12 protein-coding genes are annotated in these 23,911 nt (G+C 72.2%); 6 read left to right on the forward strand and 6 right to left on the reverse strand.

The features are described 5' to 3' along the window. Positions 1-113 precede the first annotated feature (113 nt). Complete coding sequence (locus WMF39_RS24240) at positions 114-1,058, reverse strand: fatty acid desaturase family protein (RefSeq protein WP_437747825.1); 945 nt, start codon at positions 1,056-1,058, stop codon at positions 114-116. A 431-nt stretch (positions 1,059-1,489) separates the two neighbouring features. Between WMF39_RS24240 and WMF39_RS24245 the strand changes: the two genes are divergently transcribed. Beyond that, complete coding sequence (locus tag WMF39_RS24245) at positions 1,490-2,542, forward strand: agmatinase family protein (RefSeq protein ID WP_437747826.1); 1,053 nt, start codon at positions 1,490-1,492, stop codon at positions 2,540-2,542. A gap of 169 nt (positions 2,543-2,711) precedes the next feature. Here WMF39_RS24245 and WMF39_RS24250 read toward each other — a convergent pair whose 3' ends face one another. Continuing rightward, entirely contained in the window at positions 2,712-4,004 is a 1,293-nt protein-coding gene (locus tag WMF39_RS24250) for a M18 family aminopeptidase (RefSeq protein ID WP_437748021.1), read from the reverse strand. Positions 4,005-4,289: 285 nt separating this feature from the next. Here WMF39_RS24250 and WMF39_RS24255 point away from each other — a divergent pair, with 285 nt between their 5' ends. The 3 genes from WMF39_RS24255 (at position 4,290) to WMF39_RS24265 (ending at position 7,316) form a co-directional block, all read left to right on the forward strand. Next, positions 4,290-5,426, forward strand: coding sequence for a quinone-dependent dihydroorotate dehydrogenase (locus WMF39_RS24255; protein WP_437747827.1), 1,137 nt, complete (start codon positions 4,290-4,292; stop codon positions 5,424-5,426). Beyond that, positions 5,416-6,564 carry a GNAT family N-acetyltransferase gene (locus WMF39_RS24260; RefSeq protein WP_437747828.1) on the forward strand — a complete coding sequence of 383 codons (1,149 nt, stop codon included), beginning with the start codon at positions 5,416-5,418 and terminating at the stop codon, positions 6,562-6,564. The genes WMF39_RS24255 and WMF39_RS24260 overlap by 11 nt, the downstream gene beginning before the upstream one ends. Positions 6,565-6,632: 68 nt before the next feature. Further along, entirely contained in the window at positions 6,633-7,316 is a 684-nt protein-coding gene (locus tag WMF39_RS24265; RefSeq protein ID WP_437747829.1) for a hypothetical protein, read from the forward strand. A 96-nt stretch (positions 7,317-7,412) separates the two neighbouring features. On the opposite strand, the gene WMF39_RS24270 is transcribed toward WMF39_RS24265, so the two are convergent. Beyond that, positions 7,413-8,714: a sigma 54-interacting transcriptional regulator gene (locus WMF39_RS24270; protein ID WP_437747830.1), complete on the reverse strand. Its 1,302-nt coding sequence runs from the start codon at positions 8,712-8,714 to the stop codon at positions 7,413-7,415. A gap of 428 nt (positions 8,715-9,142) precedes the next feature. Between WMF39_RS24270 and WMF39_RS24275 the strand changes: the two genes are divergently transcribed. After that, entirely contained in the window at positions 9,143-11,485 is a 2,343-nt protein-coding gene (locus WMF39_RS24275; protein WP_437747831.1) for a DUF1588 domain-containing protein, read from the forward strand. 8 nt (positions 11,486-11,493) lie between these two features. Continuing rightward, the gene (locus tag WMF39_RS24280; RefSeq protein WP_437747832.1) at positions 11,494-12,768 is read left to right on the forward strand and encodes a DUF1501 domain-containing protein; all 1,275 of its coding nucleotides are present in this window, start codon (positions 11,494-11,496) and stop codon (positions 12,766-12,768) included. 119 nt (positions 12,769-12,887) lie between these two features. Here the strand turns inward: WMF39_RS24280 and pbpC are convergent, their stop codons facing one another. The 3 genes from pbpC to WMF39_RS24295 all read right to left on the reverse strand — a co-directional run bounded on the left by pbpC (position 12,888) and on the right by WMF39_RS24295 (position 23,856). Beyond that, positions 12,888-15,470: a penicillin-binding protein 1C gene (pbpC, locus tag WMF39_RS24285; protein ID WP_437747833.1), complete on the reverse strand. Its 2,583-nt coding sequence runs from the start codon at positions 15,468-15,470 to the stop codon at positions 12,888-12,890. 3 nt (positions 15,471-15,473) lie between these two features. Next, a complete protein-coding gene (locus WMF39_RS24290; protein WP_437747834.1) occupies positions 15,474-21,242 on the reverse strand; it encodes an MG2 domain-containing protein in 5,769 nt (1,922 codons plus the stop codon). Between the two features lie 202 nt (positions 21,243-21,444). Continuing rightward, complete coding sequence (locus tag WMF39_RS24295) at positions 21,445-23,856, reverse strand: GH116 family glycosyl hydrolase (RefSeq protein WP_437747835.1); 2,412 nt, start codon at positions 23,854-23,856, stop codon at positions 21,445-21,447. Between the last annotated feature and the right edge of the window lie 55 nt (positions 23,857-23,911).

Here is a 23,911-nt window from a genome sequence, read left to right on the forward strand (position 1 = left end):
GACCGCGCGCGCCGCGCCGGCGTGGGCCCCCCCCGCACATCTCGGCCAAGCGCCCGGCGCGCCGCCCCAGGAGAGCGGCGCCGAGCCTCCAGCGCGGGGCAGGAGCCGGCGGGTCAGCCGGGCGCGATCGCGCCCAGCGAGACGTCGCTGGGCGTCTCCTTCGGGCCAGGGATCCATTCCTCGTCGGGCTCCTCCGGCGGGAGCACGACCGGGGCGCCGTCGTAGCGCAGGCGCTTGCCAGGCCAGACGAAGCTGCGGAAGAGGTAGGCGAGGAGCGACGGCTGGTCGAGGCCCGGGTGGATGAAGGGCGCCACGCGCCTCGCGTGCGCCGCCGGCAGGAGGCTCCAGTGGAGGCCGGGCTCCATGTGATGGATGGAGTGGAAGCCGTTGTTGTACGTCCACCAGTTGACCAGCCGGCCGACGAAGTTGCGCGAGTGGTTGTGCTCGCTGTCCTCGTCGCAGCCGTCGTGCTGGAGGTAGTTCATGGTCACGATCCCCCACGCGGCGTACTGGTGGGGGATCAGGACGTAGAGGAGGAACTTCTGCCAGTCGAGCGCGAGCAGGGCCCCCATCGCGCCGAGGAACACCGCCGATTCGAGGAGCATCTGACGGAACCACGGCGGGTTCCGCCGGTACATCGCCTTGAAGTAGCGCATGTCGGCGGGTAGGATGTCCCGGACCACGCGGCTCATGAAAAAGAGGCCGTTCAGCAGGTTCCACCGATAGCGCACCTTCGTCGTCCGCATCACGTCACGCCGGGACTGCGTGTACTTGTGATGGCTGAGGTTGTGGCCCGGGACGTAGGCGCTGACGGGGTGCCCGTAGGTGAGCGTGAGCGCGACCTGGAACGCGCGGTTCAGCCATCGCCGCCGGAACACGGGGCAATGGACCGCGTTGTGGGTCGCGACCGCTCCGAGGAACGAGAACACGCACGTCGTGGCGAGGAGCGGAATCGCGAGCCATAGCGCGCGCGGCGCGTAGACCCATTGCACCGCCACGAGCACGAAATACGTCGCGACGAAGAGGAGTGTCTTGATATCGGCGCGGTACCGGAGCATGGCTGTTCTTCGCGTCTACTACCAGGACCACGCGCCGAACCGACCGGCAGCGCTGACCGGCCCGGACGGGCGCAGCGGCCCATCTTCTCGGCGCTCTTCCTAGCGCATTTCGTCGCAGCTGGAAGCCCGAAGTTGCATTCCGACGAGCGCTCCGCGCCATCCCCACCCGACATCCGTGTTTCACGCCGATGTCTCACGCTCGGTGCGATCGTCTCTACGCACCTCGCGCCGGTGTGCAGGCGTGGGAGCCGCTGCGCCGGTGTGCCGGTGAGGAAGCCGCTGCGCCGGTGCGCCGGTGAGGAAGCCGCTGCGCCGGTGCTCGGCGGCACGTGCGGCGGCGCACTCCGGCGCGCTCCGGCGCGCTCCGGCGTGCGCTGGGCCGGAGGCGGCTCGCGCTTGACGACCTGGTCGCGAACCGCCAACGTGGCCCCGTGAGCTCATCCCCTCTCGGCTTCGATCCGAACGGTCCCGCCATCGGAAACGGGATTTACGGGCTGCCACACACTGCCGAGGACGCCCGGGTGGTCCTCGTCCCGGTGCCGTGGGAGCCGACGGTGTCCTACCGCCGCGGCGCCGCCAAGGGCCCGGGGGCGATCCTGCGGGCCAGCCGGCAGGTCGACCTCTTCGACCTGCACACGGGCAGACCGTACGAGCAGGGCATCGCGATGCTCGACGTCGATCCGGACATCGTGCGCTGGAACGCGGAGGCGTGCGCCGCGGCCGAGCCGGTGATCGCGGCGCACGGGGAGGTCGCTGGCGACCGGGACCTGGAGGCGCGCCTCGCGGCGGTCAACGCGCTCTCCCGCCGGCTGAACGAGCGCGTCACGGAGATCGCCATGCGATGGTTGGAGCGAGGCAAGCTCGTCGGCGTCCTCGGCGGCGATCACTCCTCCCCCTACGGCGCGATCGCGGCGCACGCCGCGCGTTACCCGGGAATGGGGATCCTGCACATCGACGCGCATGCCGATCTCCGCAACGCGTACGAGGGATTCACCGACTCCCACGCTTCGATCATGCACAACGTCGCGACGAACCACCCGAAGATCCCGCGGATCGTCCAGGTCGGGCTGCGTGACATGAGCGAAGACGAGCTCCGGTTCATCCGCGAGTCGAACGGGCGCATCGTCGCCCACATCGACGCCTCGATCGCCGATCGGCTCTTCGAGGGGGAGCCGTTCCACCTGATCGCCGACTCGATCGTGGAGGATCTCCCCGACGACGTCTATGTGAGCTTCGATATCGACGGCCTCGATCCGACGCTGTGTCCCAGCACCGGCACGCCTGTCCCCGGCGGGCTGACGTTCCAGCAAGCCGTCGCCCTGATCGGCCGCATCCAGAAGAGCGGCCGGCGCATCGTCGGCTTCGACCTGAACGAGGTCGCGCCCAAGGACGACAGCGACGACTGGGACGGCAACGTCGGCGCCCGCCTCCTCTACAAGCTCATCGGCTTCACCCTCCTCTCCCACGACACCCGCAACCGTTAGGCGCGGCGGTCACCCGCTGCGGATACGGGCCCATCTCGACGTTTTCGGTGCTCGGCGTACGTGAGTACGCCTGCGCGCCGAAAACGCCGATCTGGACCCGTCTCCTGTGCGGGTGACCGCCGCGCCGCGTCGTGCTGGAGTTTAAGCGAAGCGCAGATCCGGAAGACGCTCACGAAAGCGCGCGGCGGTAGGTCTCGATCGCGAGGTGGACGTCTAGGGTGCCGGCCATCTCGCGGCAGGAGTGCATGCTGAGCATCGGCGCGCCGACGTCGACCGTGGCGATGCCGAGCGAGGCCGCCGTGATCGGGCCGATCGTGCTGCCGCAGGGGAGATCGCTGCGCACGACGAAGCGCTGGGGGGCGTAGCCCACGTCGTGACAGAGCGCCTCGAGGGCGGCGGCCGTCGCGCCGTCGGTCGCATAGGACTGGTTCACGTTCGACTTGATCACGAGCCCGCGGTTGATCTGCGGGGCGTGGCGCGGCTCGTGCTGATCGGCATAGTTCGGGTGCACCGCGTGGGCCATGTCCGCCGAGACGAGCAGCGACCCGGCCATCGCGCGGGCGAACGCCTGCGGCTCGCGCCCCGGGTAGACGTCGACGATCCGCGCGAGCACGTCGCGGAGCACGCTCCCCGCCGCCCCCACGGCGCTCCGGCTGCCGCACTCCTCGTGGTCGTAGAGCGCGATGACCCGCGTCGCCGCGGAAGGAGCGGCGCCGATCAGCGCGGCCGTCGCGGCGTGACAGCTCGCGAGGTTGTCCAGGCGGGACGCGAAGATGAACTCGTCGGAGAGGCCGCCGAGCGACGCCTTGAGCGTGTCGTACAGGCAGAGATCGAAGCCGAGGATGGCGTCGCGCGGCGCGTCGACCGCGCGCGCGAGCAGGGCGTTGAGATCGGCCTCCTTGCCCAGGCCGATCACGGGGACGAGGTGCTTCTGCGCGTTCAGCACGAGCCCCTCGGAGTTGACCCCGCGGTTCAGGTGGATCGCGAGGTTCGGGACGCGGGCGACCGGGCGGCCCAGGTCGACGAGGAGGCGCTCGATCCGCCCGTCCCTGCGCACGTGGACGCGGCCGGCCACGCTGAGATCGCGGTCGAGCCAGGTCGAGTACAGGACGCCGCCGTAGACCTCGACCCCGAGCTGCTGGTAGCCGCTCCGCGAGAGCTCGGCGCTCGGCTTCACCCGGAAGTTCGGCGAGTCGGTGTGCGCGCCGATGACGCGAAAGCCCCCGAGCGCCGGGTGCTCGGCCCCGGCCACGAACGCGACGATCGTCGACCCGCCCCGGATGACGAAGCGGCGATCGCCCGGAGCGACCGCCCACGCGTCGCGCTCCCCGAGCTCCGAGAAGCCGGCCGCCACGAGCCGCGAGGCGACCTCGCGCACGGCGTGGTACGGCGTCGGCGAGCGATCGATGAAGGCGCAGAGGTCGCGGGCGGCCGCGACGCCGCGCTCGCGCAGCGCCGCCATCTCGTCCGCGCTCCTCGCGAAGCGCTCGCCAAGGTCGGTCAGTGGCCTGGGATCGCCTGTGCGATCGAGGATCTCGAGGGGCGTCATGGAGGGCGCGGAGTCTAGCAGAGCCGCCGAGCCTCGCCCGGCGCGCGCCTCCGTGCGTGCGAACGCGCCTCCGCGCGCTCGCCGATGCCGAGATGGCGGCCCACGCGGCCGGTGCGCCATGGTATCCGCCACCACCGCGCGGCTCGCAGGACCTCCTCCGACGCAGCGCGCCGCAACCCGCAACGGAGACGCGCCCCGATGTACCGCCTCGTCCGACCGCTCCTCTTCGCGCTGCCGCCCAGCCTCGCGCACGAGCTCGGCATGCTCGCGCTCGCCCCGCTCGAGCACGCAGCGCCGCTGCGCGCCCTCGTGCACGCCCGCCTCGCGCCCCGGGATGGGCGCATCGCGGTGCGCACCATGGGGCTCGACTTCCCTTCCCCGCTCGGCGTGGCGGGCGGCTTCGACAAGGACGCCCGCCGGGCCCGCGCGCTCGCCGCCCTCGGGTTCGGCTTCGTCGAGCTCGGCACCGTCACGGCGCAGCCCCAGGCCGCGAACCCGTCGCCGAACCTCTTCCGGCTGCCGGCCGACCGGGCGCTCATCAACCGGCTCGGGTTCCCGAACCAGGGCGCGGCCCGCGTCACGGAGCGCCTGCTCGGCCGCGGCGGCGCGGCGGCCGTGGGCGTGCCGGTGGGCATCTCGATCGGCAAGTCCAGGGTCGCGCCGCTCGATCCCATCGAGCCCGCGATCGACGACTACCTCGCGAGCTTCCGGGAGGCGCGGCGCGCGGCCGACTTCGTCGTGATCAACGTGTCGTCGCCGAACACGAAGGACCTCCGCGCGATGCAGGGCCCGGCGATCGCGCGGGCGCTGCTCTCCGCGATCGCGCGGGAGAACCGCGCCGCCGGGGCGCCGCTGCCGCTGCTCATCAAGGTCGCCCCGGACCTCGGCGACGAGGAGCTCGAGGCGCTGCTCGCCGTGGTCGAGGAGGTCGGCCTCGCCGGCGTCATCGCGACCAACACGACCGTGCGGCGCGACGGGCTCGCGACGAGCCCGGCGGCCGTCGAGGCGATGGGCGCGGGCGGGCTGAGCGGCCCGCCCCTCCGGCAGCGCTCGCTCGCGATGGTGCGGCGCATCCGCGCGCGCCTCGGGAGCGGCGTCACGGTGATCGGCGCCGGAGGCATCGAGTCGGCGGAGCACGCGATGGACCAGCTCCAGGCGGGCGCCGACCTCGTGCAGATCTATACCGGCTTCATCTACGGCGGCCCCCTCCTCCCCGCCGCGATCGCGCGCGGGCTGTCGGACCTCGTGGCCCGCTCCGGCGCGCGGTCGATCCAGGACCTCGTGAGCCGGCCAGGCGGCGCGACGCGCGCTGCTATGATCGGCCATGGAGCTTGAAGCGCACGTCCACGACACCATCCGCGAGATCCCGGAGAGCGAGTGGAACGCGCTGCACGGGGTGAGCGAGGCGCCGTTCCTCACCTGGGCGTGGTTCGACGCGCTCGAGCGGACGGGGTGCGTGGGCGAGGCGGCGGGCTGGCTGCCCCACCACATCACGCTCCGGGCCGAGGGGGCGCTGCTCGCCGCGGCGCCCGCCTACCTCAAGGACAACAGCGAGGGAGAGTTCGTCTTCGACCACGGCTGGGCCTCTGCGTCTCACCAGATCGGCGCGCCGTATTACCCGAAGCTCGTCGTCGCGGTGCCGTTCACCCCCGCGACGACGCCGCGGCTGCTCGTGCGCCGGCCGGAGGACCGCCCGGCGCTGCTGCCCGTCCTCGCCGAGACGCTCCGCAAGCTGGTCGCGCGGAGCCGCATCTCGAGCGCCCACGTCCTGTTCCCGACCGAGGACGAGGCCGCCTCCCTCTCCGACGCCGCCATGGCGCACCGCTGCGGCGTCCAGTTCCAGTTCGAGAACGAGGGGTATCGGACGCTCGACGACTTCCTCGCGCGCTTCAACGCGAAGCGGCGGCACCAGATCCGGCGCGAGATGCGCGAGTCCACGAGGCAGGGGCTGTCGATCGATACGCTGCGCGGCGCGGAGATCACGCCGGAGATCGTCGATGCCATGTTCGGCTTCTACGTCTCCACCGTGGAGAAGTTCGCCTGGGGCCGGCAGTACCTGAACCGCGCCTTCTTCGAGGAGATCGCGGCCCGGCTGCGCGGCGGCGGGGCCCAGGGAGGCGTCGAGATCGTCCTGGCGCGGGAAGGCAAACGCCCCATCGCGGGCGCGCTCAACCTCGCCGGGCCCACGACGCTCTACGGCCGTTACTGGGGCGCGTCGGAGGAGCGCCCGTTCCTGCATTTCAACGTCTGCTATTATCACCCGGTCGAGGATTGCATCGCCCGGGGACTGCGCCGCTTCGAGCCGGGCGCAGGAGGGTCGCACAAGCTCGTTCGCGGCTTCGCACCGAGCGTCACCCACAGCGCGCACCACATCGCGCATCCACGCCTGGACGCCGCGGTGCGCGAGTTCCTCGTGCGCGAGCGCGCGGCCGTCCTCGCGAAGACGGCGGACAGGAGCGTGGCATTCCGCTGAGCGCCTTCCTGGTGCAGCGCGACATGCGGTGTTGACGTGACGCGCGCTGGAGAGGGATGCTGCCAGACATGCGCGCCTTTCTTGCACTCCTCGCCTCCTCCATCGTCTTCGGGCTCGCCGCGAGCGGCGGCTGCTCGAGCAATGAAGCGACCGACACGACCTCGACGGCGCCGGCGGCCACGGTCGCCGGCGCCGGTGGCTCGCTCGGCTTCGGCTGCTTCGGCGGCAGCCCGGATGGGCGGTGTACGATCCTCGCCCAGGTCCCCGAGAGCTGCAGCTGCCCCGACTGCTCCGACACGGCGAGCTGCCTCGACCGCTGCAACGACGACGGCGCCTGCGACATGCGGTCAGACGCCCCCGACGGCGAGGATTGCACCTGCCAGGACTGCGCGGGCACCGTCGCGGCCTGCAGCCCGAGGCGCGGGTGCAACGACAACGAGGGGTGCAACGCCAACGAGGATTGCACCTGCCCCGACTGCACGAGCACCCCGCGGTGCACGGATCACTGCACGGACAACGGCTCGTGCGCGGAGTACTTCGAGGGGTGCTCCTGCGCGGATTGCAGCGGCGTGGAGCGCTGCGGCGGGGACCCGGCCACGACCACGGCCGCGGCCACGACGAGCAGCGGCGCGGGCGGCGACCCGACCGGCGGCGGCGGCGCGGGCGGCGACCCGACCGGCGGCGGCGGCGCGGGCGGCGACCCGACCGGCAGCGGCGGCGCGGGCGGCAGCGGCGGCGCAGGCGGCGCCTAGGACACGCTCGGCGCCCTCGCCGCTCCGCGCCCTCGCCGCTCCGCGCCCTCGCCGCTCCGCGCCCTCGCCGCTCCGCGCCCTCGCCGCTCCGGGCCCTCACTGCTTCGCGGTGAGCCCGTGCTTCCTCAAGAACATCCGCACGTGGTGGCGCTCCATGCCCGCGCGGCGCGCCATCTCGCTGACGTTGCCGCTCGTCGCGCGGATCAGCTCGCTGAAGTAACGCTGCTCGAACGCCGCGACGGCGCTCCGCTTCGCCTCGCCGAACGCCGACGTCGGCACGACCACGTCGCCGCCGCCCTCCAGCGGCAGGATCGAGGCGATCGCCTCGGCGCCGGGCGGCAGGCTCGCGGCCACGCTGGTGACGTTCATGAGCTCGCGGACGTTGCCGGGGAAATCGTGCTGGCCGAGCGTCGTGGTGATGAGATTGACCATCTCCACGGCGCGCTCGGGGCACCCCAGGCGCTCGCAGACGCGCTCGACGAGCAGCGGGATGTCCTCCCGCCGCTCGCGGAGCGGCGGCAGCTCGATGCGCATCTGGGCGATCCGGAAGAAGAGATCGCTCCGGAAGCGCCCGGTGTTCATGCTGCGGCCGAGGTCGCGGCGCGTCGCCGCGATGATCCGCACGTCGACGGGCTCGTAGATGCGCGACCCGACGCGCTTCACCTTCTGCTCGGTGAGCGCGCGCAGCAGCTTCGGCTGGAGATCGGGCGGCAGCTCGCCCAGCTCGTCGAGGAAGATCGTCCCGCCGTTCGCCTCGTGAAACGCGCCGCTCCTCCGCTCGTTCGCCCCTGGGAAGGCGCCGCGCTCGTGCCCGAAGAGGAAGCTCTCGGCGAGCGCGCCCGGCAGCGAGGCGCAGTCGACGACGACGAACGGGCCGCCGCGCCGGCTCGAGACGTCATGGATGGCCTGCGCCGCGAGCTCCTTGCCCGTGCCCGTCTCCCCGGTGATCAGCAGCGAGAGCTCCGTCGAGGCCACCTCGCGCAGCAGGCGGAACAGGTGGCGCATCCGCGGCGAGGCGCCGATCAGCGGGCCGAAGCTCTCGTCGAAGCCGACGTCGACGCGCTCCTTGTCGAGCGGCTCGAAGCTCAGCACCGAGCCGCCGACCTGGATGGCGCACGCGGCCGTCAAGATCGCCTCGCGGATGCGGACCGTCGACACGAACGTCCCATTCTTGCTGCCGAGATCGCGGACGAGCACGCCCGGCCCCTCCGCGCGAAGATCGCAATGCGTCGAGCTGACCTCCGGATCGTCGACCACCACACCGCAGCTCGGATCGCGCCCCACCACGATCGGCGCGATGCCGATCTTGACGGGATCCCGGCCCGCCGATCGCAGCGTGCCGCCGCGAACAAACCACTGAACCGCGCGAGCGCGGGTCGCATCCCTCGTCGAGCTCATATCCAACGGTTATTCGATTTCCCTGGTCTTGACCACATCCACGCACGCCCCGCGCGCCCACGGGTGGGAAGCGCCCACCTGGGCGCACCGGGTACGTGGCTTCCGGAGGAGCCGCAGCCTCTCGTCGAAAAACTTCACAACTACTAGAGGGAACAACGAGAAATTCTGATCAAGCGATGTGCTGAGCGCATAGCGGGAGAGGCCCTCGAGAGGTTAGAGTACGTGGTCTACGCAAGCGATGAAGCGGGCGTTCGTCCGGCTCGCCTCATCGGGTGTCGATGGTCGATGAACGAGGACCCGGCCATCGCGGGGTGGATGCGCCCTGCGATAGGGGCTGTCGGTGTGTTTTCTTTCAACGCGATTCGGGGCTCCGCTCTCCCGGTCCCCTCAACGTGGGAGTCGCACGAGCGCTCCCGGCGAGGATGCTTATGCCGAGAATAGGATGGTTACTCCGGAAGCGCGCCGCGACGGCCCTGGGGCTCCTGGGGCTCTCCGCGGGCGCGAGCGCGCTCGCGTCCGTGTCCACCGGTTGCAGCAGCGAGGCCGACGGCCCGTGCATCTCCGACGAGCAATTCTTCGCCGAGAAGGTGTGGGTCCCCATCCTCTCGACGAAGTGCATCGGCTGCCATAACCCGCAGGGGCAGGCGGCGGAATCCAAGCTGATCCTCGCCGGGAGCAGCGAGGCGGGGTTCCTCGACAAGAACCTCGCGACGTTCAAGTCGCTCGCCGGGCTCGAGCTCGGCGGCGAGTCGTACGTCCTCCTCAAGCCGACGAAGGCCATCGAGCACGGCGGCGGCCAGGTCCTCGCCTCGGACAGCGCCGAGGTCGAGGCGCTCCGGGCGATGGTGGAGCGCACGAAGGAGCCGTCGTCCTGCGAGACGGACGTCAACGCGTCCTTCGCCGGCGTGGTGATGAGCGGGCCCGGGGAGACGCTCCGCACGGCGGGCCTCGAGCTCGCCGGGCGCCTGCCGACCGAGGCCGAAGAGGAGGCCGTCGCGCAGAGCGGCATGGCCGCGCTGGATCCGATCCTGGACCAGATGCTCACGGAGGAGACGTTCTATGTGCGGCTGAAGGAGATCTACAACGATCTCTTCCTCACCGACCGTTACCTGAACGGCGAGGAGGCCGTCGATCTGCTCCGGAGCGACGCGTACGATCCGAAGTGGTACAACAGCCTCCCGCAGGATCCGGCGCTGGTCACGAGATACGGCGCGCGGGACCTGGAGGACGTCGCCAACAAGCTGAAGAGCTGGACGAACCGGGCCGTCGGGAGGGAGCCGCTCGAGCTCATCGCTTACATCGTGCGGAACGACAGGTCCTTCAAGGAGGTCCTCACCGCCGACTACACGGTCGTGAGCCCCTTCTCCGCCAAGGCGTACGGCGTGACGGCCGAGTTCAAGAACGACGCGGATCCGGACGAGTTCGTCCCGGCGAAGCGCGATCCGATCCCGCTCGCCGGCGTGCTCACCTCCCCCGTCTTCCTGTCCAGGCACCCGACGACGAACACCAACAGGAACCGCCACCGCGCTAGGATGGTCTATCAGTTCTTCCTCGGCACCGACATCCTGAAGACGGCCGAGCAGCCGCTCGATCAGACGAAGATCACCGACTTCAACCCGACGATGAACAACGCGGCGTGCACCGTCTGCCACGCCGCCCTGGACCCGCTGTCAGGCGGGTTCCACAGCTTCGACTCCGCGGGCCGGTACAAGGAGGACGACACCTGGTACGAGGACATGCGGCCGCCGGGCTTCGGCGCCGAGTCGGTGCCTTTCAGCGAGTTCCCGACCGCGCTCTCGTGGGTGGCGAAGCGCGTCGCCGACGACCCCCGCTTCGCGCTCTCGGCGGTCTATACGATGTACACCGGCCTCACCGGGCAACAGCCGCTCGCCGCGCCGACCAACGACGATCCGGAGTTCAACGCCAAGTTCCGGGCGTACCTCGCCCAGTACCACGCGTTCAACACGATGGCGCACGACTTCGCCGACAGCGGCTACAACCTGAAGACGGTCGTCAAGGCCATCGTCAAGAGCCCCTATTTCCGGGCGCGCAACGTGGCGCAGGCGTCTCGGGGCGAGGCGCTCACGCAGCTCGGCGGCACGCGGTTCCTCGGGCCCGAGCAGCTGCACCGGAAGATCTGGGCGGTGACGGGGTATCCGTGGCGCCCGCGGGCGTTCGAGGACGACGGCAATCGCTACGACTTCCTGCTCCGGCGCGACGCCTACCGCATGCTGTACGGCGGCATCGACTCGCAGGACGTGATCCAGCGGATCACGGAGCCGAACGGGATCATGGCCAACATCGCCGACCGGATGGCGAACGAGATGGCCTGCATCGCGGTGCCGCGCGACCTCTACCTCCCGCAGGAGGAGCGGCTCCTCTTCCCGTACATCGAGACGACGTTCGAGCCGCGGGACACGAACGATTTCGACGTGCTGCCGGCCGTCGAGGGGATCAAGCAGAACATCCAGTACCTGCACAAGCGGGTGCTCGGCGAGTCGCTCGAGCTCGGTGATCCCGAGATCGAGCGGACATACAAGGTCTTCCTCGAGACGTGGGAGGAGGGCAAGGCGGGCATGGCGAAGCCGGAGGGCGAGGAGGGCCGGCTCTCGAGGTCGCTGCCTGGCCCCTGCCAGGTGCACAACGACTACTGGACTCGAGAGGGGCTCCCCGACGAAGAGAAGCTCACGCGCGACGAGAACTACACGATCCGCGCGTGGATGAGCGTCACGACCTATCTCCTTTCGGACTTCAGGTTTCTTTACCAGTAGGAGCAGCCATGGAACGTCGAGATTTCCTCAAACTGGCATCTATGGCGGGCCTCGGCGTCGTCGCAGCGGGCGTGCTGTCGAGGGACGCCGCCGCGGCCGGCCCCTACGCGGGCCCACTCTGGGTCCACATCCACGCGAGCGGCGGCTGGGACCCGACGAGCCTCTGCGATCCCAAGGGCGCGATGAGCGCCGCGGAGCAGCAGACGCGGGAAGCGATGAACCGCAGCTACCTGCACGAGGCGATCGGGACCGCCGGCAATCTCAAGTACGCGCCGGTCGGCGGGAACGACGCGTTCTTCAAGAAGCACTACAGCAAGCTGCTCGTCATCAACGGCATCGACACCGGGACGAACAGCCACGACGCCGGCGTCCGCAACACGTGGTGCGGCACGCTCCGCGAGGGCAAACCCGGCTTCGCGGCGCTCGTGGCCGGCGTCCACGGCGGCGCGCTGCCGATGGGGTTCATCAGCAACGGCGGCTACGACACGACGGCGAACGTCGTGGCCGTCACCCGCATACCCGACACCGGCCTCCTGCAGCGGCTCGCCTATCCGAACAGGATCGATCCGGGGAACGAAGAGAACCGCGAGCAGTACCACACCGACGCCACGATGACGCGGATCCTGGAGGCGCGGCAGGCGCGGCACGCGGCGAAGCTCGAGCAGCAGCGGCTGCCCCACGTCAAGCAGGCGATGAGCACGCTCTTCACGTCGCGCGTCGGGCAGAACGAGCTCAAGCAGCTCATCCAGTACCTGCCCGCGGAGTTCGAGAGCGCCTCGCTGCGGCGGCAAGCGCAGGTCGCGCTCGCGGCCTACCGTGCCGGCATCTGCGTGAGCGCCAACCTGTCGGTGGGCGGGTTCGACACGCACGGGAACCACGACGACAACCACATCCCGCGGCTCGACCAGATCTGCGACGGGATCGACTTCATCCTGACCGCCGCGGAGGAGCAGGGCATCGCGGACCGGATCGTCATCGTCGTGGGCTCGGACTTCGGGCGGACTCCGGGCTACAACGAGGGCAACGGCAAGGACCACTGGAACATCACCAGCATGATCCTGGCCGGCGCAGGCATCGCGGGGAACCGGGTGATCGGCGCGACGGACGACCGGCACAACCCGCTCGACGTCGATCCGGTCACGCTCGCGCCCAAGGAGGGCGGCGTCCGGCTCAAGCCGGGGCACATCCACAAGGCGCTGCGCAAGCTGGCGGGGATCGCGGACGATCCGCTCGTGGAGCGATTCCCGCTCTCCGAGGAAGAAGACCTGCCCATCTTCGGGTGATGTGGCCCGCGGGCGGCGCGCCGCGCCGCCATCGACGCCATCGACGCCATCGACTGCGGCGCGGGTGACATCATCGGAGCCGGCGGGCGAGGAGACGGGATTGCCGCCTCGCCCGCAGCTCACTCCACCGAGAACGCGATCTCCTCGCTGGCGGCCGCTCCGTCCGCATCGACGCGGAGCCGGTGCGCGCCGGCGACGAGCGGCCAGTCGAGCGCGAACGGCGGGCCGACCTCGATGGGGCGCCCGTCGAGCACGAAGCGCACGCGGGGCACGCCCGGAGGGACGTCGGCGCGCAGCCGGATCGCCTGCAGCGAGTTGATCGAGGGGTCGAGGACGAAGCGGGCGCCGTCGGGCGGGTACGCGACGCGGACGCGCGCGCCGGCGCCGGCCGGAGGAGCGCCGGGCGCCCCGGGGAGCGCGCCGCAGAGGGGCGACGCCGCATCGGGCGCGAGGGGGCGGCCGGCGGCGCGCGCCCACGCGGTGAGCTCCGCGTCGTAGCGCTCGACGACGCGCTCCTCGACCGCCGCATCGGGGCAGGCCCCGGCGCGCAGGCCGTTGCGGCGATCGATGCGCACGGTCTCGTGCATGTCGCACGGCGAGAGCGCCGCGGCGTCGCCGCGCGGGAGGAGCTCGTGGCGGCGGTGCGGGCACGCGGCGGTCGGCCTCATGCCGGACAGGGCGCAGACCTCGACCTCGGCAAGCTGCTCGGGATCGGGCGGATCGAAGGGGCGCGGCGGCCGGACGCGCGCGGCGGCGAGCATGGCGTCGCGGAACAGCGGGCCCGCGCCGGTGATGCCGCTGACGCCGCCCATGGGCGAGCCATCGAAGTTGCCGACCCAGACGGCGACGGTGACGTCGGGCGTGAAGCCGACCGCGATGTTGTCGCGGAAGCCCTTGGACGTGCCCGTCTTCGCGGCCACAGGGAACGGGAGATCGAGCGCGTTGCCCTCGCCGAACGACGCGAGCCGCGCCCGGTCGTCGGCGAGGATGTCGACGATGACCCGGGCGCGCGCGGCGTCGAGGACGCGCGCGCCGCGCTCGGGAAGCACCGCGGACAGCTCGGCGGGCTCGTCTTGACCGCGGCGCGCGGACGACGCGGGAGAGGCCGCTTGTGGTGAGGTCGACGGAGGCGACGAGGGAGCGAACGAGCGCACCGCGCGCACCGGCAGGTAAAGGCCTCCCCGCGCGAGCGTGGCGTAAGCGTTCGCGAGGTCGATAAGGCGGACCTCGCCGTCGCCGAGCGCGATGGCGACGCCGTAGCGCGACGGCTCGCGATCGAGCGAGCGGAGGCCGAGCTCCCGGAGCCGCGCGATGACGCGCTCGGGGCCGAGCGCGGCCGCCGCCCAGACTGCAGGGACGTTGTACGAGTTGGCGAGCGCGTCCCGCAGGCAGACGGGGCCGTGGAACCGGCCGTCGTAGTTCCGCGGCGCATAGTTGCCGTCCGCCGTCGGAAACGAGAGCTCGACGTCGGGAAGGACGGTCGCGGCGGTGAACCCGAGCTGCTCCATGGCGAGCTCGTAGACGAACGGCTTCAGCGCAGAGCCGGGCTGGCGCAGCGCGAGGACGCCGTCGTTGTGGCCGAGCCCGGCGGCGTCGTCGATGTCGTGCGAGCCGACGTACGCGAGGATCTCGCCGGTCGCGTTCTCGATCACCACCACCGCCGCCGCGCCGACGTCGCGATCCGAGAGGCCGCGGACGGTCTGGTGCGCGAGGACCTCGATCTCGCGCTGGAGGCCGCGGTCGATCGTCAGCGTGATCGAGGTCGCCCGGCCGCGGGGCGACGCGGCGCCGGGGCCCTCGGCGGGAAGGCCCGCGCCCGGGCCCAGCGCGCCGCCGAGCACGGCGCGGACGAGGTGCGGCGCGCCGAGGCCGCCCCCCTTCGGGGCGAGCGCGATGGGCTCCGCGCGGGCGCGGGCCACCTCGGCCTCGCCGGCGAGGCCGGCCGCGAGCATGCGATCGAGGACGCGGTTCCTGCGGCGCTCGAGCGGCCCGGTGCCGCGGCGCGGATCGTAGAGCGCCGGGCCGCGCGGCATGCTGGCGAGCGCGGCGGCCTCCGCGAGCGACAGGTCGCGCGTGGGCTTGTCGAAGTAGAAGCGGCTCGCCGCCTCGACCCCGCGCAGGCCCGGGCCGAACGCGACGCGGTTCAGGTACTGCTCGAGGATCTCGCGCTTCGAGAGCGACGCCTCGATGCGCAGCGCGAGCGCCGCCTCGCCGAGCTTGCCGCGCGCGGTGCGGGGGCGCGGGACGAGCGTGCGCGCGAGCTGCTGCGTGATCGTGGACCCGCCCGAGACGACGCGCCGCTCCGCCGCGAGCTGGCCGACGGCGCGCGCGATCGCGATCGGATCGACGCCGGGGTGGCGCGCGAACCGCTTGTCCTCCGCGGCCAGGAGCGCGCGCTGGATGCGATCGCCGGCCTCGGAGAGCGGAAGCCAGCGCGCGCGCGCCCCGTCTCCAGCGCGGAGCTCGCGGAGCACCGTGCCGTGGCGGTCGAGCAGGACCGTGGACACGGCGTGGTCCTCGGGCGCCCGGAGCTCCGGCGGAAGCGGCGTGAGCGCCGCGAGGGCGGCCAGCAGGAGCCACGGCGCGACGGCGAGGGCGACCGCGATCTGCGCCGCGCGGCGCAGGATCCGCCGCGCGCGCGGGCCGGCGCGCGCAAGCCACCGCCCTGCGCGGCCGGGCCCTTCCGGGGAGCGCGCGCGCACGGCTCAGCGCGGACGCGGCGCCGCGTCCGGCCCTCGGCTGGAGACCTGGACCGTGACGGCGCCCGTCCGGCCGAAGACCTCGGGGCTGTACATCTCCTCCGCGCGCGCGGGCGGGACCACGAACGAGCCGAGCGTCGTGGCGCGCGCGAGGTACCGGTACCGGTACATCCCGGCGGCCATGTGGTCGACGAAGAAGAGGACGCGATCGTCGCGGATCTCGCGGACGAAGCGGCTCGGGTCGTAGACGCGGCCGGTCGCGCGGAGGTCGTCCCGATCGGCGTCGGCGTCGTCCGCCTCGGCCTGGGCCTCCGCCGCGTCGACGTCGAGCGAGCGCGCGGACGTCGCGAGCCGCGCGTCGACCGCCTCGAGGCCCGCCGGCAGCGGATCGTCGATGACCACGAAGTCGCGCGGAGAGGGCGTCACCACGACGATCTCGCCGAGCACGAGGTCGCCGCCGGCGAACGCGACCGACGGCGGGGCCGCGCGCTCGCTCGACGAGGACGCGCCGCCGACCACGGCGGCGAGGTCCTCGGGCGCGAGCGCGCGGAGCGACTTCTCGACAAAGAAGCCGCGGTCGAGCGCCTCCGTCGGGAGCTGCTTGCGCGCGTAGCGGAGCCGCGCCTCGTAGAACAGGCGGCCGCGCCCGTCGACCGCGAACGCGAGCGGCGCGCCCGCGGCGCTCGCGAGCCTCGCCGCGGGGATCGACGTCTTGACCTGCTCCGTCGTGGGGCCGTGGAACGGCGCGGAGAACAGCTCCGCCTGCCCCAGGAACACCCGCGCGTCGAAGTCCGGCGCCGTCTTCTCCTGCGCCTTCCGGTACTGGTCGAGCGCGAGCAGCGCCCAGGCCGTCTCCTGCGTGCTGCGCCACGTGCCGCCGCGGCGATCCGCGAGCAGCCCCGCCGCGAGCCGCGGCGCGAGCGGGTGCGCCGGCCGCGCCGCGAGCAGCGCGCGCAGCACGAGCGCCGAGGTGCGGGCCTCGGAGTCCATGAGGACCGCGTACGCGTCGCCGTGGTTGTGGACGGCCCGCGCGACCGGACCGTCGAGGCGCAGCGCGCCCTCGAGCTCGCGGACGAGCTGATCCACGGACGCCCTGTCGCTCTTGCCGATCACCATCGCGTGCGCGAGGAGCGCCTTCGAGAAGAGCGGCAGCTTGTCGCGCTCGTCGAACAGCTGGCTCGCGCGCCCGGGGTCGGGGGCGCCGCTCGCCGCGAGGACGTCGACGAGGAACGGCGCCGTCGCCCGGAGGAGCGGGTCGGCGCCGATCCGGTTGAGCTCCTGGCGCAGGTACGACGTCGCGCGCTCCACCGCGTCGGACGGCACCGCGACCCCGTAGCGCCTGGCCTCGGTGAGGCCCCACAGCGCGTACGCCGTGGTCCACAGGTCCGCGCTGTCCGACTCGGCGAAGAAGCCGAAGCCCCCATCCCCGCGCTGGTGCGAGAGGATCTCCCGGACCGTCTTGCCGATGACGGCCGTGAGGTCCTTCGGCAGCGCGATCCCGTAGGCCTTCGCGAGGTCGCGCAGCGACAGGAGCGGGACCATCCGGCTCGTCAGCTGCTCGGTGCAGCCGTACGGGTACTCGAGGAGCTGCTCCACGCCGCCGCCGAGGCCCACGAGCGCGGTCGGCGCGAGGCTCACCGTGAGCCCGCCCGTGTCGTCGCGGATCGCCGACAGGTCCCCGAGCCGCTCCGCGCTCGCCGTGGTGGTGTCGCCGTAGAGCGCGACGGCCTCCGGCACCATCGGCGCCTTGATCTCGCGGTTCACCTCGACCACGTCCGACGCGCCGCCGCCGGTGGCGCGGAAGCGCAGCGTCGCGGGGCCGGCCCGCGGCGCCGAGAGCGCGAAGCGGACCTCGGCCGACCCGCCCGGCGCGAGCTCGACCGCGCGCTTGGCGCTGCCGGCGAGCGTCAGCCCCGAGGCGGTGACCTCCACCTCGACCGTCGCCGGCTTCCCGAGCCCCTTCGAGGTCACGACCACCCCCGCGTCGATCGCGTCGCCCGCGCGGAGGAAGCGCGGCAGCGCGGGCCGGGCCATGAGCGGGCGGCTCGTCGTCACCCGGGACTCGCCGTAGCCGAAGCGATCGTCCTCGGCGGCCACGACCGCCATGACCCGGTACGTCGTGAGCGAGTCCGGCAGCTTGAAGCTCGCGTGCACCTGCCCGGAGGCGTCGGTGACGAGCGCGGGGTTGTAGTAGGCGCTCTGGCGAAAATCGCGGCGCACGCCCGTGCCGCCCTCGGCGCCACCGCCGCCCGCGCGCCCCTTGTCGGCGCCGAGGTCGGCGAACGGGTTGCGCACGCGGGCGAGCGCCTCGCGCGTCTCGATCGTCGCCACCTTCAATGGGCGCGGCGCGCCGAACACCGGGATCGGATCCGGCGTCGTGTACCCCGTCAGCGACAGCACGCCCTCGTCCACGGCGTAGAGCGTGACCTCCGCGCGGGCGGGCTGGCCGGCGCGATCGCGGACGTCGACGTCCACGCGGATCGGATCGCCGGGGCGCGCGTCCGCCTTGTCGGCGCGGACGCGCACCGCGAGCCGCTGCGCCTCCGGGTTCACGCGGAGCGGCGCGTAGCCGAGGCGGAACGCCGGCGCCCCGACGTCGGGCCCAGGCGCCCCGCCCTTCCCCGGCGCGGGCTGCGGCTTCGTCCGCCCGCGCAGGAGCAGCACCGAGACGAAGGCGTTCGGCCGGAGGTCCTCCGTGATGGGGACGTCGATCACGGGCATGGCGCCCGACAGCGTCACCTTCCGGTGCGCGGAGATCCCGGCGCGCTCGACCGTGACCAGCGCGTCGGCGGACGCGAACGGCGACTTCACGATGATGCGCGCCGTCTGGCCGATCTCGTAGCTGTCGCGGTCGGGAACGAGGTCGACCTTGAGCTCGTCGCTGTCGCCGAAGCCCCCGCCGCCCTCGCCGAGCGCGTAGACCCCGGCGGCGGCGCCGACGGGGTTGCCGCGGCGGTCCCTGGCCGTCGCGTGCAGGAGGTAATAGCCCCCCGACGGGACCGTGAGCTCGCAGCTCCGCGGCGCCGCCGCCGTCGTGACGCCGCACCGCGCGACGACCTTGTCGACCGGCGCGCTCACGCTGCGGTACGCGCTGCCGCTCTCCTCCCGCGCGAGCGTCCACGTCCGGTGCACGAGCTCGACCCGGACCGCGACCTGCGCGACGCGCGCCCCCTTCGGATCGACCGCGAGGATCTCCGGCCGCAGCACGTCGCCCGCCTTCGCGAAGCGCTCGGGCTCCTTGAGGGCGACGTAGAACTCGGCCGGGTGCACGAGCGCCGTCGAGCTCCCGGCGATCGTCTGCCGCGACACGTCGGTGACCGACGCCTCGCACGTGACGAGCTCCGTGCCGCGCTGCCCGGGCATCGAGAGCGCCGCGCCGATCGCCGCCTGCCCGGCCGCGTCGAGCTTCTCGCGCGCGCTCTGCACCTCGAACCCGCGCGGCGCCTGGTCCCGCAGCGCGTCGGTGAGCTCGTCCTCGCGGACCGTGAACCCCTCGATCCCCGGCGGCGAGAACGACGCCGGCGCGCGCGTCACGGAGAGCGACGCCTCCGCGTTCGTCATCGGCGCCCCGAACAGGTAATCGCCGCGCGCGGTCCAGCGCGCCTTGTCGCCGCGGACGTAGCTCGGCCTGTCGCTCTCGACGCCGACCTTGAACTCGGCGGGGCGGTACTCGGCGACCTCGACGCTGCCCATCACGTCCGGCCACCCCGCCTCGCCGCCCTGGACCGTGGCGGCGAGGCTGTACGTGCCGAGCCGCGCGCTCTCGGGGATCTTCACGTCGGCCGAGAACGTGCCGAAGGCGCCGAGCGTCGGGGAGAGCGAGACGAGCGCCTCGCCGTCGGGCCCCTCGACCTTGAGCGCGACGCTCTTGCCGACCGGCGTCTTCGCCCCGCGCGCGCCCTCCTCGCGGAAGATCCCCTTCACGCGCACCGTGTCGCCCGGCCGGTAGATGCCGCGATCGGAGAACATCATCCCGAACGGGCGCGCCTCGCTGAAGTCCGACGCCGCGCCGAAGCGCCACCCGTTGAGCGAGTCGGCGACGCTCCGGTACGTCCAGTCGTCGCCCGCGCGCGCGAAGACCACGCTGCGCCCGAGCGTCGTCGTGGCCTCCGGACCGTGCGCCGTCGAAGGGACCATCGCGAACCCCTGGGCGTCGGTGGACACCGCCGCGGGCGCGGGCGCGCCCGGGGCCCGGATCCACACGCGCGCCCCGGGCACCGGCGCGCCCGTCGACAGGCGCGTCACCCAGACGAGCGAGCCGCTCGGCGAGACCTTCGCGCTGATCCCGAGGTCGGTCACCTGCGCGATCACCGCCTCGGAGGTGGTGCGCGCGTGCCGCGTTCCGGGCCGGGCGGTGTAGCTGATCCCGATCGCGAGCGGCCCGCGCTTGCCCTCGCCGCCCAGCACCTCGGCGGCGCGCACGAGGTGCGTCGCCGGCGTGTTGGTCGCGGCGGCCGGGCGCAGGACCGTCTGCTTGCCGGAGGGCAGCGCCGCGATCTCGCCCATCTTCGGGCTGCGCCCCGGGCTGTGCGGATCACCCTGGAGCGCGAGGATCATCTCCTCGGTCACGGCGCCGACCGCGAGCGAGAGCTCGCGCACGTTCACGGACACGACCGGGATCTCGCGACGCTGGGCCGGCTCGAACACGCTCCCGACGAGGCCGATCTGCGCCTCGGGCCAGCGATCGTCGAAGGCGATCTCCTCGGTGACGACGCCGGCGAGCGCCTGCCCGTGCACGTCGCGCAGCCCGGCGGCCACGCGCACCCGGTAGCTGCGACCCGGGGCGAAGGCGCCGCCGAGGGGGATGTGGCTCGTGGGCTCGTCGTCCTCGATCCACGACGGCCACAGCAGCTTGACGGCGGGCTCCACCGAGATCGCCCGCTTCGCGTCCGCGAACCTGATGGGGTTCGAGAAGGCGAGCGTGAACCCGCCGTCGGCCGCGCAGCGCCCCTGCGGCGTGTCGCGATCGCACTGGGGGCGCAGCGCCCGGAGCGGCCCGTAGGTGCGGTACGTGAACCGCTGCTCCTCGCCGGCCGGCAGCGGCCCTTCGCGGCCGCGGAGGCCTTCGGCCACGGCGATCTCGATCTCGCTGTCGCGCGGCAGCGGCGCGCGGGGGACGAGCTCGGCGAGCATCTCGTTCTTCGCGTCGGGGCGCCGCACCTCGAACGCCACCTTGTCTTTTCGATCGCCCACCGTGAGGGACGCGCGCCGCGCGATCTCGGCGGTGTCGACCGGCTGGTTGAACCGCAGCTCGAACCGCGCCTCCGGCTTGAGGTCGTCCTTGCCCGACCAGGGCTCGACGCGCGCGACCGCGGGCAGCTCGGTGCGGAAGGTGAAGGAGTACGGCTCGGCGAGCGCGCTGCCGTCGAGCGCGCGGGTGCCCGCGGGGACCTCGACGGTGAACTCCGTGCCGCGCGGCAGGCGTCCTTCGGGGACGAACGTGAGGCCGCTCGTGCCGACCCAGCGCCAGCGTCCAGGTGCGGACGGCTTCAGGACCGCGGGCGCCGCGGCCTCGCTGCCCGCGAGATCGAGCGATCGCATCGGCCGGTTGAAGACGAGGCTGATCTCGGCGGGGCTCGTGGTCTGCCCGCGGGGCGCGCCGAACACCACCGCGAACGGCCCTGCCGCGGCCTTTCCGCCCACATCGAGCGCGCCGGGCGCGAGCGTCCCTCGAGGCGGGACGTTGGGGGCGCGCGCGCCCTGAACGCACGCCAGGCTGAGGGCGATGACCGCGAGAACGGCGGGCGCAGATCGGAGGCGCGGAGCGACGGACATGGCCGCGACTCAGCAATGGGGATGCCGCGGGCGCAAGAGGCGAGTCCGCGGCGGAATCCGGGCGGGTGATGTGGCAGGCGAGACACACCCGAGGACCGCCGGTGACGCGCGGGCGCCCGGGCTCTGGCCGCGACCGCCGCAGCTCTGTGGGCGGCGGCGAGTCGGGGGGCAACGCCGTGTTCGCTAGGGCGATATCGCGAGTCTACGGCGCGATGTCGTACGCGTGCTTCGCCGCCCACAGCGTCGTGGCGCGCATATAGTAGGGCGCGCGGATGCTGCCGTTGCCCTCCCATGCCTCCGGCGTGCGGAACCACAGGCCGTCGGTCTTCCAGATCGTGTCGACCAGGCTCGCGCCGATCTCACCGGCCTGCGCGGCGAGCCCCTCCTGGATCATGCCGGCCACCACGCCCCAGGATGTGCCCACCCAGCACTCGCGCGTCTGGTTGCTCGTCCCGTCGACCGAGCCATTCGCGGTCATGACATTGACGACGCCGCGGGTCCCGCCGTCGAACCGCTTGAAGTTGTTCTCGTAGATCTTCGTGAACGCCGACACGGCGTGGCTCGGGTCGACGATCGGCGGCAGCCCGAGGGCGCGCGCGTACCACTGGCCAGCGAGCTGGTCCGCCATGATCCGGTTCGTGTCCCGGCTCCCCGTGTCGATCCTGTAATACGCCCCCGTCCAGAGCTTCGACTCGAAGCCGCCCTTGGCCTGATCGAACCACGTCTGGTAAGTGCCCGCGAGCGAGGTGTCACCGACCGCGGTCGCCAGCTCCTTCGCGGCCTCGCTGGCGGCGAGGAAGAGGCTCCCGCAGTACGCGGTGTTGCCGTGCAGATCCATGTCGTCGTAGGTCTGATCGATGCCGTTGCTCTCCGGCAGCCCGTCGCCGTCGCCGTCCTGGCCCTTCACCTTCTGCATCGCCATCTTCACGGCGGGCCAGCAGTAATCGAGGAACTCCTTGTCGGTCTTCCCGGTGAGCGCCCAGTCGCGATAGACCATCAGGACCAGCTTGGAGTTGAGGTCCTTCCAGTTGGTCGAGTCGCGGTACGTGTACGCGTTCCACTTGCGGAAGACGCTCTCGTTATCCCCGAAATCGTGCGCGGTCGTCCCGATCGCGCGTGGCCTGTCGGAGCGCGTGGTCGTCACGCTGTCGCAGAACTGCCGCACCTCCTGCTTGTCGATGTCCGGCCAGAGCGCGAACAGGGCCCATGAGCCGTAAAAGCGCACGTCCGACGTCCCGTAGAACGGGTAGATGTACGACTCGAGGCTGGTGAACATGTCCTCGTCCGGGTCGTCCGGCTGGCCGGACGCCGCGCCGGCCTCCCAGTACGTGCCCGCGATGGCATAGTAGTAGAGCTCGTTGAACAGAGCGCCATTGAGCCACTCCGGGTACTTCGGGTCGTCGAGCACGCTCGCCTGCCAGTCCTGGATCGCCCAGAGCCACGGCTCGTGCTCGGCGAGCGCCTCCGCCGCGATCTTCCACGAGGCGTTCCCCGTCCGCCCGAAGTGGCGCGTGTACGCGCGGTACCACCTGTCCCCCGAGCCCGCCTGCGTGACCGGGATATCCCACGCGAGCACGATCGGCACAATGACGCTCTTCCCCGGCTCCACGGTGGCCTTGAACGCGATCGCCCCGAGCGAGTGCCCTCCCGTCGTGTTGGCGAGCGCGCCGTCGTTGGCGAGCTCGCTCTGCAGGGCGGCGACGCTGTCGGCGGACTGGTACGAGACGACCACGCCCGGCGCGTTCCGGCTGGCGAGCGTGAACTCCCCCTGTCCCTCGGAGCTCGGCGCCCCTCCGCCTCGGGTGAGGACCAGGCCGACGTCGTCGCCGGAGGTCTGCACCGTGGCGCCATTGCCGCCGTGATCGTTCTTCCAGGTCAGCATCACGGCGACGTCGCAAGGCGCTCCGGTCGGATTCGTGATCTCCCACCGATAGACGCCGACCGGATAGCTGGATTTCTTGTAGTCCCCCGGGATGATGGGGCTGTATTGTTCGACCTTCGCTTTGCAGGGGAATGCCGCGCCGTGGTAATCGACCCACGAGCGCGGAAAGAGCGAGGAGTACGTCGCCTGCCCCTGGCCCAGGCCGTCCTTGTCGAGGCGCTTCGTCTGCGCGTCGCCTCCTTCGGCCTTCTGGTACATGAAGAAGCCCGCGTTGTTGTCGACGTTCTGGTCATTGCTCCCGATATCGAGGCGCCCCTTGTAGAACCTGCCGTCGAACCGCCAGGTGATCGTCCCGGCCCCGAAGCCGCCGATAGGCGCGCCGTCCTCGTAGACGCCGTCCGTGATACCCCTGCTCCACGCCTGAGCCGGGATGGAGATCGGCTCGCCCGGCACGTGCGCCGGCGGGCCGCCGCCTTCGCTGCCACCGGAGCCGACCGCGGGTGGAGCGCCGCCGGTGCCCGCCCCTGACGACGAGCTGCTCGCAGGGCCCTGGCTTGTTCCGGCGCCGGCTCCTGTTCCTGCTCCGGCACCGGCGCCGCCAGGCCCCGATCCGCCATCCGACGAGGACGAGCTCGAGCCACCTCCACCGCACGAGGCGGCTGTCGCCACGACGAGGACGGCACCGGCAGCGACGACACCCAGAGAGCGTAGTGGGACAAGCGGCAATGTCATGACGGCGAGCATATGCAGATCGTGCGCACACGTCACCGTACCAATGGCAATGCAT

This window comes from Sorangium sp. So ce1504, from assembly GCF_051521635.1.
In the GTDB taxonomy this organism is placed as follows: domain Bacteria; phylum Myxococcota_A; class Polyangia; order Polyangiales; family Polyangiaceae; genus Sorangium; species Sorangium cellulosum_B.